Source organism: Nocardia sp. NPDC050712 (assembly GCF_040654295.1).
Classification (GTDB): Bacteria; Actinomycetota; Actinomycetes; order Mycobacteriales; family Mycobacteriaceae; genus Nocardia.
The window spans coordinates 81,558-95,849 of the sequence record NZ_JBFAHT010000004.1; the positions used below are offsets into that span (position 1 = coordinate 81,558).

General features: G+C 70.0%; 12 protein-coding genes. All 12 read right to left on the reverse strand.

Annotated elements, in window-relative coordinates; translation table 11 throughout:
* Positions 1-65: 65 nt before the first annotated feature.
* The 12 genes from murG to AB0H76_RS28550 all read right to left on the reverse strand — a co-directional run bounded on the left by murG (position 66) and on the right by AB0H76_RS28550 (position 14,204).
* Positions 66-1,205 carry an undecaprenyldiphospho-muramoylpentapeptide beta-N-acetylglucosaminyltransferase gene (gene murG, locus AB0H76_RS28495; protein WP_357330072.1) on the reverse strand — a complete coding sequence of 380 codons (1,140 nt, stop codon included), beginning with the start codon at positions 1,203-1,205 and terminating at the stop codon, positions 66-68.
* Complete coding sequence (gene ftsW, locus AB0H76_RS28500) at positions 1,202-2,671, reverse strand: putative lipid II flippase FtsW (RefSeq protein WP_357330074.1); 1,470 nt, start codon at positions 2,669-2,671, stop codon at positions 1,202-1,204. The genes murG and ftsW overlap by 4 nt, the downstream gene beginning before the upstream one ends.
* Positions 2,668-4,107, reverse strand: a complete 1,440-nt coding sequence (gene murD / locus AB0H76_RS28505) for a UDP-N-acetylmuramoyl-L-alanine--D-glutamate ligase (RefSeq protein WP_357330906.1) — start codon at positions 4,105-4,107, stop codon at positions 2,668-2,670. The genes ftsW and murD overlap by 4 nt, the downstream gene beginning before the upstream one ends.
* A gap of 49 nt (positions 4,108-4,156) precedes the next feature.
* A complete protein-coding gene (gene mraY, locus AB0H76_RS28510) occupies positions 4,157-5,233 on the reverse strand; it encodes a phospho-N-acetylmuramoyl-pentapeptide-transferase (protein ID WP_357330076.1) in 1,077 nt (358 codons plus the stop codon).
* Entirely contained in the window at positions 5,230-6,747 is a 1,518-nt protein-coding gene (murF, locus tag AB0H76_RS28515; protein ID WP_357330078.1) for a UDP-N-acetylmuramoyl-tripeptide--D-alanyl-D-alanine ligase, read from the reverse strand. The genes mraY and murF overlap by 4 nt, the downstream gene beginning before the upstream one ends.
* A complete protein-coding gene (locus AB0H76_RS28520) occupies positions 6,744-8,417 on the reverse strand; it encodes a UDP-N-acetylmuramoyl-L-alanyl-D-glutamate--2,6-diaminopimelate ligase (protein WP_357330080.1) in 1,674 nt (557 codons plus the stop codon). The genes murF and AB0H76_RS28520 overlap by 4 nt, the downstream gene beginning before the upstream one ends.
* Positions 8,418-8,522: 105 nt before the next feature.
* Entirely contained in the window at positions 8,523-10,286 is a 1,764-nt protein-coding gene (locus AB0H76_RS28525; RefSeq protein ID WP_357330907.1) for a penicillin-binding protein 2, read from the reverse strand.
* Positions 10,287-10,405: 119 nt separating this feature from the next.
* A complete protein-coding gene (locus AB0H76_RS28530) occupies positions 10,406-11,206 on the reverse strand; it encodes a hypothetical protein (protein ID WP_357330082.1) in 801 nt (266 codons plus the stop codon).
* Positions 11,203-12,186, reverse strand: coding sequence for a 16S rRNA (cytosine(1402)-N(4))-methyltransferase RsmH (gene rsmH / locus AB0H76_RS28535; protein ID WP_357330084.1), 984 nt, complete (start codon positions 12,184-12,186; stop codon positions 11,203-11,205). The genes AB0H76_RS28530 and rsmH overlap by 4 nt, the downstream gene beginning before the upstream one ends.
* Before the next feature lie 186 nt (positions 12,187-12,372).
* A complete protein-coding gene (mraZ, locus tag AB0H76_RS28540) occupies positions 12,373-12,804 on the reverse strand; it encodes a division/cell wall cluster transcriptional repressor MraZ (protein WP_194819414.1) in 432 nt (143 codons plus the stop codon).
* Between the two features lie 398 nt (positions 12,805-13,202).
* Positions 13,203-13,616: a DUF3040 domain-containing protein gene (locus tag AB0H76_RS28545; RefSeq protein ID WP_357330086.1), complete on the reverse strand. Its 414-nt coding sequence runs from the start codon at positions 13,614-13,616 to the stop codon at positions 13,203-13,205.
* A 147-nt stretch (positions 13,617-13,763) separates the two neighbouring features.
* Complete coding sequence (locus AB0H76_RS28550) at positions 13,764-14,204, reverse strand: SAV_6107 family HEPN domain-containing protein (protein WP_357330088.1); 441 nt, start codon at positions 14,202-14,204, stop codon at positions 13,764-13,766.
* Positions 14,205-14,292: the final 88 nt, after the last annotated feature.

Here is a 14,292-nt window from a genome sequence, read left to right on the forward strand (position 1 = left end):
CGCTCGCTACTCACTGTGCCCGCCTTTCGCTGTGTCCAATTTGCGCCGCTCGCGGCCCTATGTGGTTACGCATTCGCTGCCGCCTCCGGGCCTGAGCTCGCGGCGCGCCCGATCGCCGCGACGATGCGCGCCACCTCGTCGGCGGCGTCGCGGTGGCCCGCGCCCGCCGCGGCGCGGCCCATCTCGGTCAGCCGCGCGGGATCGCGCAGTAGCGGAATCACCTCGTTGATCACATAGTCCGGGGTCAGATCCTGGTCGGCGACGATTCTGCCACCGCCCTGCGCGACCACCGGCCGTGCGTTGAGTTCCTGTTCGCCGTTGCCGTGTGGCAGCGGCACATAGACCGCGGGCAGCCCGACCGCGGACACCTCGGCGACGGTCATCGCGCCGGAGCGGCAGACCACCGCGTCGGCGGCGGCGTAGGCCAGATCCATCCGGGACAGGTACGGCACCGCGACATAGCGCGCGTCACCGTTGGTGTCGGCCAGGGTCAGCGTGTTCTTCGGTCCGTGCGCGTGCAGCACCGAGATGCCGGCGGCGGTCAGTTCCCGCGCCGCCCCGGAGACGCCCTCGTTCAGCGTGCGCGCGCCCTGCGAGCCGCCGAACACCAGCAGCACCGGCCCCGCGGCGGGCAGGCCGAAGTGCGCGCGCGCCTCGGCGCGCAGCGCGGCCCGATCCAGGCTGGTGATGGCGCCGCGCACCGGAATGCCGACGACCTCGGCGCCGGCCAGCCCCGAACCCGGGACGGCGGCAAGCACCTTGGTGGCCAGGCGCGCGCCGACCTTGTTCGCGATGCCGGCCTTGGCGTTGGCCTCGTGCACCACCACCGGCACGGCGCGCCGGCGGCCGAGCAGGCCGCCGCGCGCGGCCAGGTAGGCGGGCAGCGCGACATAGCCGCCGAACCCGACGATGACGTCAGCGTCCACCTTGTCGATCACGGCGCGGGTCGCGGCCACCGAGGCGCGCACCCGGCCGGGCAGGCGCAGCAGGTCACCGGAGAGTTTGCGGGGCAACGGCACCGGCGGAATCAGTTCGAGCGGGTACCCGCGGGCGGGCACCAGGTCCTTCTCCAGACCGCGCTCGGTGCCGAGGGCGGTCACGCGGATCGACTCGTCGAGCCGGCGCAGCGCGTCGGCGACGGCGAGCGCCGGTTCGATATGTCCCGCGGTTCCTCCGCCGGCCACTATTACCGAAAGCGCGCTCACCTGTCTCTACCTCGTTCTCTCGCGTGGGGCATCGGATAGTTCGGTTCCCACGCCCGGGTCGAGCGCAGGGAGCTGGTGCCGCGTCTCGGCGCGGCGCCCGGTTGCTGTTGCGGCCGTTTCGCGCCCGGCTGCGGGCGCCCGCGCTGTGGCTGCTGCGGCGGCCGTTTCCGGGGCGGCTGCTGGCCTTTGGCGGCGTTGCGGGCCCGGGCCGAGGACGCCTTCGCGGGCGAGTAGACCTCGGGTTTGGGCAACCGCAGCAGCCGGCTGAAGCGCCCGTCGCCGCCGGCGTGCAGCGCGGCGACCGCCTCGGGTTCGTGCCGGGCCGCGTTGGCCAGGATGCCGAACATGAACAGCGTGATCGCCAGCGACGAACCGCCGGCCGACACCAGCGGCAGCTGCAGGCCGGTCACCGGCAGCAGCCCGACCACGTAGCCGATATTGATCAGCGCCTGCGCGGTGATCCAGGTGGTGGCGGTGGCGGTGAGCAGCCGCAGGAACGGGTCGACCGAGCGCGTGGCGATGCGCAGGCCGGTATAGACGAACAGCGCGAACAGGCCGAGCACCAGCGCGCATCCGAGGAAGCCGAGCTCCTCGCCGATGATCGCGAAGATGAAGTCGTTGTGCGAGTTCGGCAGGTAGCTCCACTTGGCGCGGCTCTGCCCGAGGCCGCGGCCCCAGATCCCGCCGTCGGCCAGCGAGTAGAGCGCTTGGCGCGCTTGGTAACCGATGCCCTGCGGGTCGGCTTCGGGGTTGAAGAAGTTGCGCATGCGGTCGGAGCGATAGCCGGCCGACAGCGCGAGCACACCGGCGGCGATCATGCCGGAGACGCTGATGGTGATGAACAGCCGCACCGGCAGGCCGCCGAACCACAGCAGCGAGGCCAGCACCACGCCCAGGGCGATCGTGGTGGACAGGTTGGGCTGCAACACGACCAGCAGGCAGACCAGCAGGCCCGCCGGAACCAGCGGCACCAGAATGTCTTTCAGGCCGGCCCGCTCCGCGCGGCGCGAGGCGAGCAGGTGCGCGCCCCAGATCACCAGCGTCACCTTGACGATCTCCGAGGGCTGCACCGAGATCGGCCCCAGCTGCAACCAGCGCCGCGCGCCCTGTACCTCCGAGCCGATGCCCGGGATCAGCACCAGCGCCAGCATCAGCACCGACAGCGCGAACATCGGAAACGACCACTGCCGCATCCGTTTCAGCGGCAGCCGCAGCGCCAGGTAGAACAGCCCGCAGCCGATGACCGCGAACATGGCCTGCTGGATGAACAGCGAGTACGCCGACCCGCCGTCGGCGTAGGCCTCGACCGAGGAGGCGGACAGCACCATGACCAGGCCGGTCACGGTGAGCAGGGTCGCGATGGTGACGACCAGGTGGAACGACGCGAGCGGGCGGGCCAGCCAGGCACCGGCCCAGCGCGCGTTGAAGCCGCGCTCCGCCCCGCTCTTGGTCGCTGTCGTCGTCATAGCCGCCGCCCGATGTCCCCGTCCTCCAACGCGTTCACGGCGTCAGCGAAGCTGCGGCCGCGATGGGTGTAGTCGGCGAACATGTCCAGTGACGCGGCCGCCGGGGCGAGCAGCACGGTGTCGCCGGCGCCGGCCATCCCGGCCGCGGCGCGCACCGCCTGTGCCATGACGGCGTCGGCCTTCTCCATCCGCACCGCCTCATCCATCAGTGCATCGTCTCCCGCCCACACCTCGATGACCGGGACATCGGGCGCGTGTCGCGCCAGCGCCGAGGCGATCACCGGCGCGTCGGACCCGATCAGCACCGCGCCGACCAGCCGGTCGGCGACCTCCTCGATCAGATCCTCGACGTGCGCGCCCTTCAACTGCCCGCCCGCGACCCAAACCACTTGCGGGTGCGCCAGAATCGAGGATCGCGCGGCGTGCGGGTTGGTGGCCTTGGAGTCGTCGATGAAGGTGACCTCGGCGAGTTCGCGCACGAACGCGGCGCGATGCGGACCCACCTTATGCTCGATCAGGCCCTCGCGCACGAACTGCGGCGCGACATCGATGGCGCGGGTCAGCGCGGCGGCGGCCAGCGCGTCGGCGATGCCGGCCGGCCCGGGCGGGCTGATGTCGCCGGTTTCGGCCAGGATCGCGGCCTTGGTGAAGGCGCGGTCCAGCAGCTTGCCGTCCACCACGCCGAGCTCGCCGTCGGCGGGGACGCCGATGCGGAACCCGACGGTGCGGCGCGCCTTGGACTTGCGGGCCAGCGCGGCCGCGACCGCGTCGTCCAGGCCGACCACGCCGACCCGGCCGTACAGCGCGCGGGCCTTGGCGGCGGCGTAGGCGTCCAGGCCGCCGTGCCAATCCAGGTGATCCTCGGCCACATTCAGCACCACGCCGGCCTCCGGGCGCACCGAGGGCGCCCAGTGCAGCTGGAACGAGGACAGTTCCACCGCGAGCACCTGCGGACCGGGATTGCGGCGCAGCGCGTCCAGGATCGGCAGCCCGATATTGCCGCAGGCGACGCTGGCGATGCCGGCCGCGCGCAGGATCGAGTGCGTCATCTGGGTGGTGGTGGTCTTGCCGTTGGTGCCGGTGATCACCAGCCACTTGCGGGCCGGGCCGTAGATCCGGGCCTGATCCACCCACCAGGCGAATTCGACGTCACCCCAGACCGGGATGCCCTCGGTCACCGCCGAGACCAGCACCGGGGAGTCCGGCCGCCAGCCGGGGCTGGTGATGACGAGCGCGAACCGGCTCAGGTCCGCGTTCTCGAGGTCCACGCAGGGCGCGACCTCGAGTCCGAGTCCGGCGGCCTCGGTGAGCGCTTTCGCGCCGCCGTCGGTGACCACCGGGTGCGCACCGATATCGCGCAGCGGTTCGATCAGCGAACGTCCGGAAACACCCCAGCCCGCCACCAGAACGTCACGGCCACGCAGGAATTCCAGCATGGGCCCCGGTGAACGCAGGGCCCGCGGAGAATGGTCGACCACGCTTGTTTCACCCGACCTTGGAGAGATATTCGCTATAGAACAACCCGAGACCGACTGCGGAGGCCATGGCGGCCAGCAACCAGAACCGGATGATCACTGTTGTCTCGGCCCATTTACTGAGTTCGAAATGGTGATGGAAGGGCGCCATCTTGAACAATCGATTACGCGTGGTCCGGTATACCGCCACCTGCAGCACCACCGAGAGCGCCTCGGCCACGAACAGCGCGCCGATGACGACCATCAGCAGCTCGGTCCGGGTGGTGATGGACAGGCCGGCCAGCATGCCGCCGAGCGCGAGCGAACCGGTGTCGCCCATGAAGATCTTGGCGGGCGCGGCATTCCACCACAGGAAGCCGATGCACGCCGCCGCGCCGGAGGCGCAGACCAGCGCCAGATCCAGCGGGTCGCGCACGTCGTAGCAGCCGCGCTCCACCTCGAACGAGCAGGAGTGGTAGTACTGCCAGAAGGTGATGATGACGTAGCCGCCCAGCACCAGGCTCATCGAGCCCGCGGCCAGGCCGTCCAGGCCGTCGGTCAGGTTGACCGCGTTGGACCAGGCGATCACCAGGATCGAGACCCACACCAGGAAGATGACCGCGCCCATCGACACGGTGGCGATGTCGCGGACATACGACAGGTGCCGGCTGGCCGGGGTGACGCCGTGGTCGTTGCGGAATTGCAGGGCGAGCACACCGAAGACGACGGCCGCGGTGAGCTGGCCGACGTACTTACCGGCCGCGGTCAGCCCGAGGTTGCGCTGCTTGCGGATCTTGATGAAGTCGTCGACGAAGCCGACCGCGCCCAGCGCGGTGGCCAGGCCGAGCACCAGCAGCGCCGAGGCGGAGGGCCCGTCGGCGTTGTACATGATGCCGATCAGGTGCGAGCCGAGGTAACCGGCCCACATGCCGATCAGGATGGCGACGCCGCCCATGGTGGGCGTACCGCGCTTGGCCTGGTGACTGGCCGGGCCGTCGACCCGGATCTCCTGGCCGAAGCCCTGCTTGGCGAACATCTTGATCAGCAGCGGTGTCAACATGATCGACACCGCCAGCGCGATCGCCGCCGCGAATAGTATTTGCCTCAAGACTGATTGGCCTCCGTGCTACCCCTGCGTGTGCTGGCACGTTCCGCGCTGATCAAGTGTTCGGCGACGGTCCACAGACCGACCGACTTCGACGCCTTGACCAGCACCACATCGCCCGCCTCGACTTCTTCGTCGAGTAACGCGATGGCCGCGCCGATATCGGGCACGAGAATCGACTCCTCGCCCCATGAGCCTTCCATCACCGCTCCCTGATGCATCGCGCGGGACGGTCGTCCGGTGCCGACCACGACCAGCCGGTCCACATCCAGGCGCACCGCGAGCCGCCCGATGGCGTCGTGCTCGATGACCGATTCCGGGCCCAGCTCGCCCATTTCGCCGAGCACCGCCCAGCTGCGCCGCGGCGTCGCCTCGGCCTTGGCCATGGTGACCAGGGCTTTGAGCGCCGCGCGCACGGAATCCGGGTTGGCGTTGTAGGAGTCGTTGACGACGGTGATGTTGTCGTCGGTGGTCCGGACATCCATGCGCCGGGCCGAGGCCGCGCGGGCGCCGGACAGCGCGGTGGCGACCGTCGCCAGGTCGGCGCCGCAGTGCAGTGCGACGGCGGCGGCCGAAAGGGCGTTGCCCACTTGGTGTTCGCCGTGCACGGCCAGCTGGACGGCGATGCTGCCCTGCGGGGCGTGCAGCGTGAAACCCGCGCGCGCCCGGTCGTCCATCCGGATGTCGGTGGCGCGGATGTCGGCGCCGGTGGACCGCCCGACCGTCTGCACGGCGGCCACGGTGCGCGCCGCCATGGCGGCGACGTTCGGGTCGTCGGCGTTGAGCACCGCGAGCCCGGTGGCCGGAAGCGCTTCCACCAGTTCGCCTTTGGTCTTGGCGATGGCTTCGCGGCTGCCGAACTCGCCGAGGTGCGCGGTGCCGACGTTGAGCACGACACCGACACTCGGCGGAGTCGTGCGCGCCGCCGCGGCGATGTGGCCGGGGCCGCGCGCGGACATCTCCAGCACCAGGAAGCGGGTCTGCTCGTCGGCGCGCAGCGCGGTCCACGGGTGGCCCAGTTCGCTGTTGAACGAGCCGGGCGGGGCGACGACGCTGCCGAGCGGGGCCAGCACCGCCGCGATCAGGTCCTTGGTGGAGGTCTTGCCCGAGGAGCCGGTGAGTCCGATCACGGTGAGTCCGGTACTCGCCGTGAGCTTTTCGACGCTGGCGTGCGCCAGATTAGCGAGCGCCGCCAGCACCGCCGCGCCCGAGCCGTCGGTGTCCGCGGTCAGTGCGACCGACCGCGAGCGCGCCGCGCCGGTCTCCGGCTCGACCACGATGGCGGGTACGCCGACCGGCCGGGCCGCCAGCACCGCGACCGCGCCGGCGGCGACGGCGGCGGCCGCGAAATCGTGGCCGTCCGAACGCTCCCCGGGCAGCGCCAGGAACAGATCGCCGGAACCGATTTCCCGGGAATCGAATTCGACCGAGCCCGTCACCCGGGCTTCGGGATCGGCGACATCGTGCAGCGTGCCGCCCACGATGTCCGCGATCTCGCGCAGTGTCATCTCGATCATCGAAGCGTCAAGCCCTCCGCGTCGGTAGCGCTGGAACCGCCGGAAAGCTTGTGGCGCACCGCGTCCGCGAGCACCTTCCGGTCGTCGAACGGATGCTTGTGGCCGTTGATCTCCTGGCCTTCCTCGTGTCCCTTGCCCGCGACCAGCACCACGTCGCCCGCGGCGGCCCACTCGACCGCGGCGGCGATGGCCGCGGCGCGATCGCCGATCTCGCGCACCTCGGCCCGCTCGGCGGCCGGGATCCGCTGCGCGCCGTCGAGCACGGCGGCGCGGATGGCGGCCGGGTCCTCGCTGCGCGGGTTGTCGTCGGTGACGATCAGCAGGTCCGCGCCGCGCGCGCCGGCCGCGCCCATCAGCGGCCGCTTCCCGGCGTCACGATCGCCGCCGGCGCCGAGCACGACCGCCAGCCGTCCGGTGTCACGGGTGACCTTGCCGCCCGGGTCGGCCTCGGGCTGATCGGCGGCCTGCGCGTGGAACGCGGCGGATTCGAGATGCCCCCGCAGCGTGGCGATGACCGATTCGACGGCGGCGGGCTTGTGCGCGTAGTCCACCACGGCCAGGAACTCCTGGCCCTGTTCCACCCGCTGCATCCGGCCCGGCACGTCGACCATGCTCAGCGCCGCAGCGGCCGTCGCGGCCTCGACGCCGGCCGCCGCGCACAGCGCGATGGCCAGCAGACCGTTGGCGACGTTGTAGCGACCCGGCAGCCGCAGCCGCACGGGAATGCTCTGCCCGCGGTGCGTGGCGACGAATTCCTGTTCACCGCCGTAGGTTTCGATGGCGCCCGCCAAACCCCAGTCCGCCGAAGACATTTGGATGCCCCAGGTGGACACCGTGATCGGCACCTCCAGGTCGGCGGCCAGCTTGATGCCCCACTCGTCGTCGATACAGACCACCGCGATCTCGGCGGCCACCGGCGAATCCGCCGCGAACAACCGGCGTTTCGCGCCGAAGTAGTCGTCGAAGTCGGCGTGGAAGTCCAGGTGATCCTGGGAGAGGTTGGTGAACCCGCCCACCGCGAACCGGACGCCGTCGACCCGGCCCAGCGCCAGCGCGTGACTGGACACCTCCATCACCACCGCGTCCACGCCCTGCTCGACCATCAGCGCGAACATGGCGTGCAGCTGCGGGGCTTCGGGGGTGGTCAGCGCGCTCGGCACCCGCTGCCCGCCGATGCGGGTCTCGATGGTGCCGATCAGCGCGGTGGACAGTCCGGCGGCCGCCAGACCCGCCTCCACCAGGTAGGCGGTCGTGGTCTTGCCCGAGGTGCCGGTGATCCCGATGACCCGCAACCGCCGCGACGGATGCCCGTACAGCGCCGCGGACAGCTCACCGAGCACCGCGCGCGGCTGTTCGCGCACCAGGACGGGCACCTCGATCGGGCCGATCAGCTCGGCGCCCGCCGCGTCGGTGAACACCGCCACCGCGCCGCGCGCCACCGCGTCCCGGGCGAAGCGGGCGCCGTGCGCCTGCCCGCCGGGCAGGGCCGCGAACAGGTCACCCGGGTGCACCGCGTGCGAACGCTGCTCGATGCCGGTGACCCGCAGTCGTTCCAGCTGGTCGGGGTCGCTTGCGATCGGATCGGCTCCGGTCAGCTCCAGCACGGTGGACAGCTGGGTCGACGGGGAAACCGCCGGCCGCAGTACGTGCGGGTTGGACTGCGAGGGCACCTTGCTCCTTTACTCTCCGCGGTGGCTTGCTCGGCACGGTTGAACGACGAGTCACACTACCGGCGACCGTTCCGAACTCCGCCAGGCAGCCCACCGGGTGTCGCGTTAATCCGCCACCAAGGTGAAGCGCCGGGAGGGCGCCGGTGAGGGCGGGATGCGATCGCGCTGCAGGGCCCAGGACGCGATGCTGTGGAACAGCGGCGCCGCGGAGCCGCCGCCGGTGCCGTCCGAGCTGCGCATGGGAGCGTCGAGCATGAGACCGACGACGTAGCGCGGGTTGTCGGCCGGGGCGATGCCCGCGAAGGTGATCCAGTAGTTGGAGTTGGAGTAGCACTTGCAGCGCGCGTCGATCTGCTGGGCGGTGCCGGTCTTCCCGGCGATCTGATAGCCCTCGATGGCTGCGGGCGCGCCGGTGCCGTTCTGCTCGGCGCGCATCGGGTCTTTCTGCACCACGGATTGGAACAGGGTGCGCAGCGTCGCGGCGGTCTGCGGGTTCACCACGCGGACGCCGTCGGGTTGCGGCTCCTCGGTGCGGGTGCCGTCCGGCGCGACCTGGGCCCGCACGATGCGCGGCGGAATGCGGACGCCGTCGTTGGCGATGGCCTGGTACATGGCGGTCATCTGCAGCGTCGTCATCGAAAGACCCTGCCCGATCGGCAGGTTGGCGAAGCTGGAGCCGGACCACTGATCCCGGGCGGGCACGATGCCGCCGCTCTCGCCGGGCAGGCCGACGCCGGTGCGCTGGCCGAGCCCGAACCGGTGCAGCATGTCGGCGAAGTGATCCTCGCCGACCCGCTGGGCCAGCATCAGCGTGCCCACGTTCGAGGATTTACCGAAAACGCCGGTGGTCGTATAGGGCTGGGTGCCGTGCACCCAGGCGTCGGCGACGGTGACGCCGCCCATGCTGATCGAGCCCGGAACCTGCAGCACCTCGTCGGGAGTGGTCAGGCCGTACTCGATCGCGGCGGCCGCGGTGACCAGCTTGTTGACCGAGCCGGGCTCGTACACGTCCGAGACCGACGGGTTGCTCGTCTTGGCCGAGTCCCAGTTCTGCGGGCCGAGTGCGGGATTGAAGGTGCTGTCGTTGGCCATGGCCAGGACCTGGCCCGACTTGGCGTCCAGCACCACCGCCGAGGCGCCGCGCGCGCCCGACATCTCGCGCGCCTGCTGCACCTGCTGCTGCACGTAGTACTGCAGATCCGAATCCAGAGTGAGCTCGACGCCGTTGCCGTTCACCGCGGGCTGGCGATCGCGCCAGCTGCCCGGGATGACCGCGCCGTCGGAACCGCGATCGTAGGTCTGGGAGCCGTTGGTACCGGCCAGGACCGCGTCCAGCGAGGATTCCAGGCCGATGATCCCGTGCCCGTCCCAGCCGGTGGAGCCCATCACATTGGCGGCCAGCGAGCCGCCGGGGTACTCCCGCAGCGACTGCGGCTCCGCGCCGACCTCCGGGTACTGCGCCTTGATCTCCGAGGCGACGCGCGCGTCCACATTGCGGATCAGATAGACGAAAGTGTCCTCGCCACGCATCTTCTCGAGCAGCGCGGGCACCGGCGGCGCCTGCTTGCCGAGCTTGTCGTGGATGGCCTTGGCGATTTCCTCCAGGCGCTTGTCCGGCTCGGGCGCCTTGTCGCTCTTGGCCCGCTTGGCCTCGAGGTCTTTGCGCACCTGCACCGGCTGGAAGGTCAGGGCCTTCGCGGTGATGGTGAAGGCCAGCTTGTTGCCGTAGCGGTCGGTGATCGGGCCGCGGGTGGCGAGTTCGGGCTCGGTGGTGGTGCGCTGATCCGCCGCCTGCGCCGACAGTTTCGGCGCGGCGATGCTCTGCACCCACAGCAGCTGCAGCGCGACGACGGCCAGGGCGATCAGCATGACGATCCGGCCGACCCCGATGCGCAACCGCAGCGGGTTGGTGTCGGCGCCCTTGCGTGGCCGGGGGCCACCGGGAGGCCGCGGGCCGCGGCGTTGACGCGGCGCGGACCTCGCCTGAGTCACCGAGCGACCTCCGGCTGGTCGAGGGCGGGCAGAACCGGATCGACCTGCGGCACGGGCGATTCCGTCACCAGCTGCGGCGCCTCGGCGACCGGCGCCGCGATCGGCGAGGGCACGGGGCTGGGCGTGGCGGTCGGCGCGACCTGCTGCGCCGCGGGCGCGGGGCTAGGCGTCGTCGTGTGCGCCGTGGCACCGCTGGCCTGGTCGCTGACCTCACCCGGGGTGCGCGGCGGCGCGACCGGAACCACGCGTTCGCCGTGCGCCTGCGCGTGCGGCTGCGGCGCGGGCTGGGCGGGTGCGGTGTTCAGCGGCGGCAGCGGCGGGCCCTGTGCGGGCGTCGGATCACCGATCACACTGATGGTGCCGTCCGGGGCGATGATCAGCCGGGCCGGATCCTTGGCGGGAATCATGCCGAGCTCGCGGGCGCGGGCGGCGAGCTCGGGCGCCGAATCGGCGGCTTCCACTTCACGCTGCAGGCCGGCGCGTTCCTCGGCGAGCTTGCGGTTGAGCGAGCGGGAATCACTGAGCTGGTAGCTGTCCTCGGCGGCGCGCGTGGTGAGCAGCAGGGTGAGCGCGAGGCCACAGCCGAGCAGCGCGATGATCGCGGCCACGAACGGGATCCGGGTGGCCATGGCCGAGGCGCGGCGGCGGGGCAGCTTCGGCGGAGCCTGCTCCTTGGTCTCGGCGCGCAGCTTGCGCTTGGCGTAAGCCCGTTCCGCCGCACCGGATTTCACCCGGTCCGCGGCCTGCACCCGCCGGGCGACCCGACCCGGCTGTGCAACGCGTTCGCGAATACTCATGTTCTCCCCTCCATCTCCTGAATCCGCTCGGCGGCGCGCATTCGCACGGGCGCCGCTCGCGGGTTCTCCTCGATCTCCTGCTCGGTCGCCTTCTCGGCGCCGCGCGTGAGCATCCGGAACTCCGGACCCATCCCGGGCAGTTCGACCGGTAGATCGACCGGCGTGCGCGAGGTGACGCGCGGCGCCAGTTCGTGTTTCACGACCCGGTCTTCCAGTGACTGGTAGGACATGATCACGATGCGGCCACCCACGCGGAGCGATTCCAGCGCGGCCGGCAGCGCGGCGCGCAGCGAATCGAGTTCGCCGTTCACCTCGACGCGCAAGGCCTGGAAGGTCCGTTTGGCGGGATGACCACCGGTCCGCCGCGTCGCCGCGGGGATGGTCGCGTAGAGCAGTTCGACCAGCTCGGCGCTGGTTTCGAAAGGTTTGCGCTCCCGGCGTTTGAGCACCGCGGAGGCGATCTTGCCCGCGAAGCGTTCCTCGCCATAGGTTTTCAGAACCCGCGCGAGATCACCGTGGCCGTAGGTGTTGAGCACATCGGCGGCGGTGAGGCCGGCGGTCGGGTCCATCCGCATGTCCAGCGGCGCGTCCACCGAGTAGGCGAAACCGCGATCGGCCTCGTCCAGTTGCATGGAGGAGACGCCGAGATCCATCAGGATCGCGCTGACCGAACCGGTCGCGTCCAGCCCGGCCTGACTCAGTGCGTCGGCGACGCCGTCATAGCGGGTGTGCACCAGGGTGATTCGATCCTCGTACGGCCGCAGGCGCGCGGCGGCCAGTTCGAGGGCGTTGGTGTCGCGATCCAGCCCGACCAGCCGGGATTTCGGGTAGGTGCGCAGGAAATGCTCTGCGTGCCCGCCCAATCCGAGCGTGGCATCGATGTAGACGGCGCCGGGTTCGGCGAGCGCGGGACCGAGTAGGGCATCGGCGCGGCCGAGCAGGACGGGAACATGGCGGGGGCCGGGCTGTTCTGGGTTCACCTCGACCTCCCGGATCTGCCTCGCGTCGTTGCGCACCGCCTACGGCTCAGCGGCGTGGGTTGAGAAAGCTGCTTGTTCGAAAACGAATGCCGCGTGGTCTCTGACCGAACCTCGGCACCTGGCGTCGGGGAAGTACGTCAGGGTCCGCGTCCGGGCAGAGGCCGCGTGGCACTCGTTGTTTCGGGGCTAGAAGATTCCGCCCAGCGACTCGTCTCTCGCTTGCGCGTAATCCTCCTCGTTCTCGGCGAGGTAGGACTCCCACGCCTGCTTATCCCATATTTCGAGGAAGTCGACCGAGCCGATCACCACGCAATCCTTGTCCAGGTTCGCGTAGCGACGATGTTCGGCTGACAACACGATCCGGCCCTGCGCATCCAGACGTTGTTCATCCGTTCCGGCGGCGAGTGCCCGGACGAACGCGCGAGCCTGCGGATTGCTTCGAGATGCCGCCGCGGCTCGGCGAGCGAGCGCGGTGAACTCATCTTTGGGATACACGGCAAGGCTGTGGTCCTGGCCTTTCGTGACCATCAACCCTCCCGCCAGATCGTCTCGAAACTTCGCAGGCAACGTGAGTCGCCCCTTGTCGTCCAGGCGAGGTGTGTAGGTACCGAGAAACACCTCGATACCTCCCTACTGGATCACCTCGTCGGGATGGCCTCTCCTGTAGTGCGCGCTCCACATTACCCCACTTTCCCCCACTTTCAATCGAATACGTGGGTGATCTCCCTCCCCGGTTTCGCGATTCCGCAGGTCATCACAGCTATCACGGTGGTGCAGAGCTTTCGCGTGTTCCGCCGACACGCGGCGCGGGCATGACAGATCGCCCGGAAACACCCAGCAACCCCATCGGGCGTGGGACGGAGTGGGGGAATCGGGTGGGGCGGGGTGGAGCGGATTGGATGAGGCGCGCAGGGGGTAAGTGATCACAGACATGAGACGGCGACGTCGCACCCGAGATCGGTGCGACGTCGCCGCTGCTGTTCACATATCGAGGGATGGGCCTCGCGGCGCCATACCTACTCTTGTTCGAAGCGTCTCCGGAAGCGGTCCTCCATGCGTTCGGAGAAACCACCGGACTTCTTGCCGCGCCCGGACCCGCTCGGCCCACTGCCGCCGGAGCCGCCGGGCGAGGCGTCGGATGTGCCCGCGCCACCCTTCGAACTGCCGAGCAACAGCAGAACGCCGGCTCCGAACATGACGATGAAACCGATCAGGCTGATGATCGGGAAGCCGCCGAGCTTCGGCAAAGCGATGCCGGCGACGAGCAGAACCAGACCGAGGACAAACAAAGCCGCGGCCTGGAGTCTGCGGCGACTCGAGGTCGAACGAAGTCGTCCGCCGCGGACGGACGAGGCGAACTTCGGATCCTCAGCATAGAGCGCGCTCTCGATTTGTTCGAGCATGCGCTGCTCGTGCTCGGAGAGTGGCACGGTACCTCCCCCGGCACTAGACGTGGGCTGCCGCTTCCGGGTAAGCGACAAACAGCCGACCTTGGCGGCTATCTGAGACCAATGATACGAGTTCGATCAGGGCCGTACCACCTTCTCGCGCATAACTAACTGGTCATGGCGTGGCGTCTATGCGGTCAAGCCGCCGTTCAGGCCGGGTGCGGGGCGTAAACGAGAGGTTGTGGTCAGCATGTCTTCAACGTCGTGGAGGAATGCTCCTACCCGCGAATAGAACTCATCTGCCTGGTGATCATCGATCTCCCGATCCAGCCCGGCCTCCAGCGCGGCCCGCAAATCCGAGTGCGCGCTGAAGTAGTCCGCCCACATGACGAACTCGGGCGCGGCGCGCTGTAGCAGCACCCAGGCGTTGCGCGAGCGGGCCCGCGGGGCAGCGTCAGCCCCGGTAAACGCGAGCACCGCGCCCGCCCCGCGCAGCGCGGCCAGGTAGCCGGTGCGGAACCGTTCGGCCGGATCGTGCTCACCGGCCGCTTCCATGAGCAAGCCGTCCGCCCTTTTCAGCAGCTTGACCGCCCGGCCGGCGTGGCCCGGCTGCTCCATCCGAGATGACATTTCCCCATTCCTCCGCTCCTCGACACCCGGAGTCCTGGAGTGCTCTTCACCCACCGAGCGGACCGAACAGGCATTCGAACGTTTGAAT

Coding starts and splice junctions, on each gene's coding strand:
- murF (WP_357330078.1), bottom strand. CDS start 6,747: ATGATCGAGATGACACTGCGCGAGATCGCGGACATCGTGGGCGGCACG.
- AB0H76_RS28530 (WP_357330082.1), bottom strand. CDS start 11,206: ATGAGTATTCGCGAACGCGTTGCACAGCCGGGTCGGGTCGCCCGGCGG.
- AB0H76_RS28550 (WP_357330088.1), bottom strand. CDS start 14,204: ATGTCATCTCGGATGGAGCAGCCGGGCCACGCCGGCCGGGCGGTCAAG.
- murD (WP_357330906.1), bottom strand. CDS start 4,107: ATGCTGGAATTCCTGCGTGGCCGTGACGTTCTGGTGGCGGGCTGGGGT.
- AB0H76_RS28525 (WP_357330907.1), bottom strand. CDS start 10,286: ATGCTGATCGCCCTGGCCGTCGTCGCGCTGCAGCTGCTGTGGGTGCAG.
- ftsW (WP_357330074.1), bottom strand. CDS start 2,671: ATGACGACGACAGCGACCAAGAGCGGGGCGGAGCGCGGCTTCAACGCG.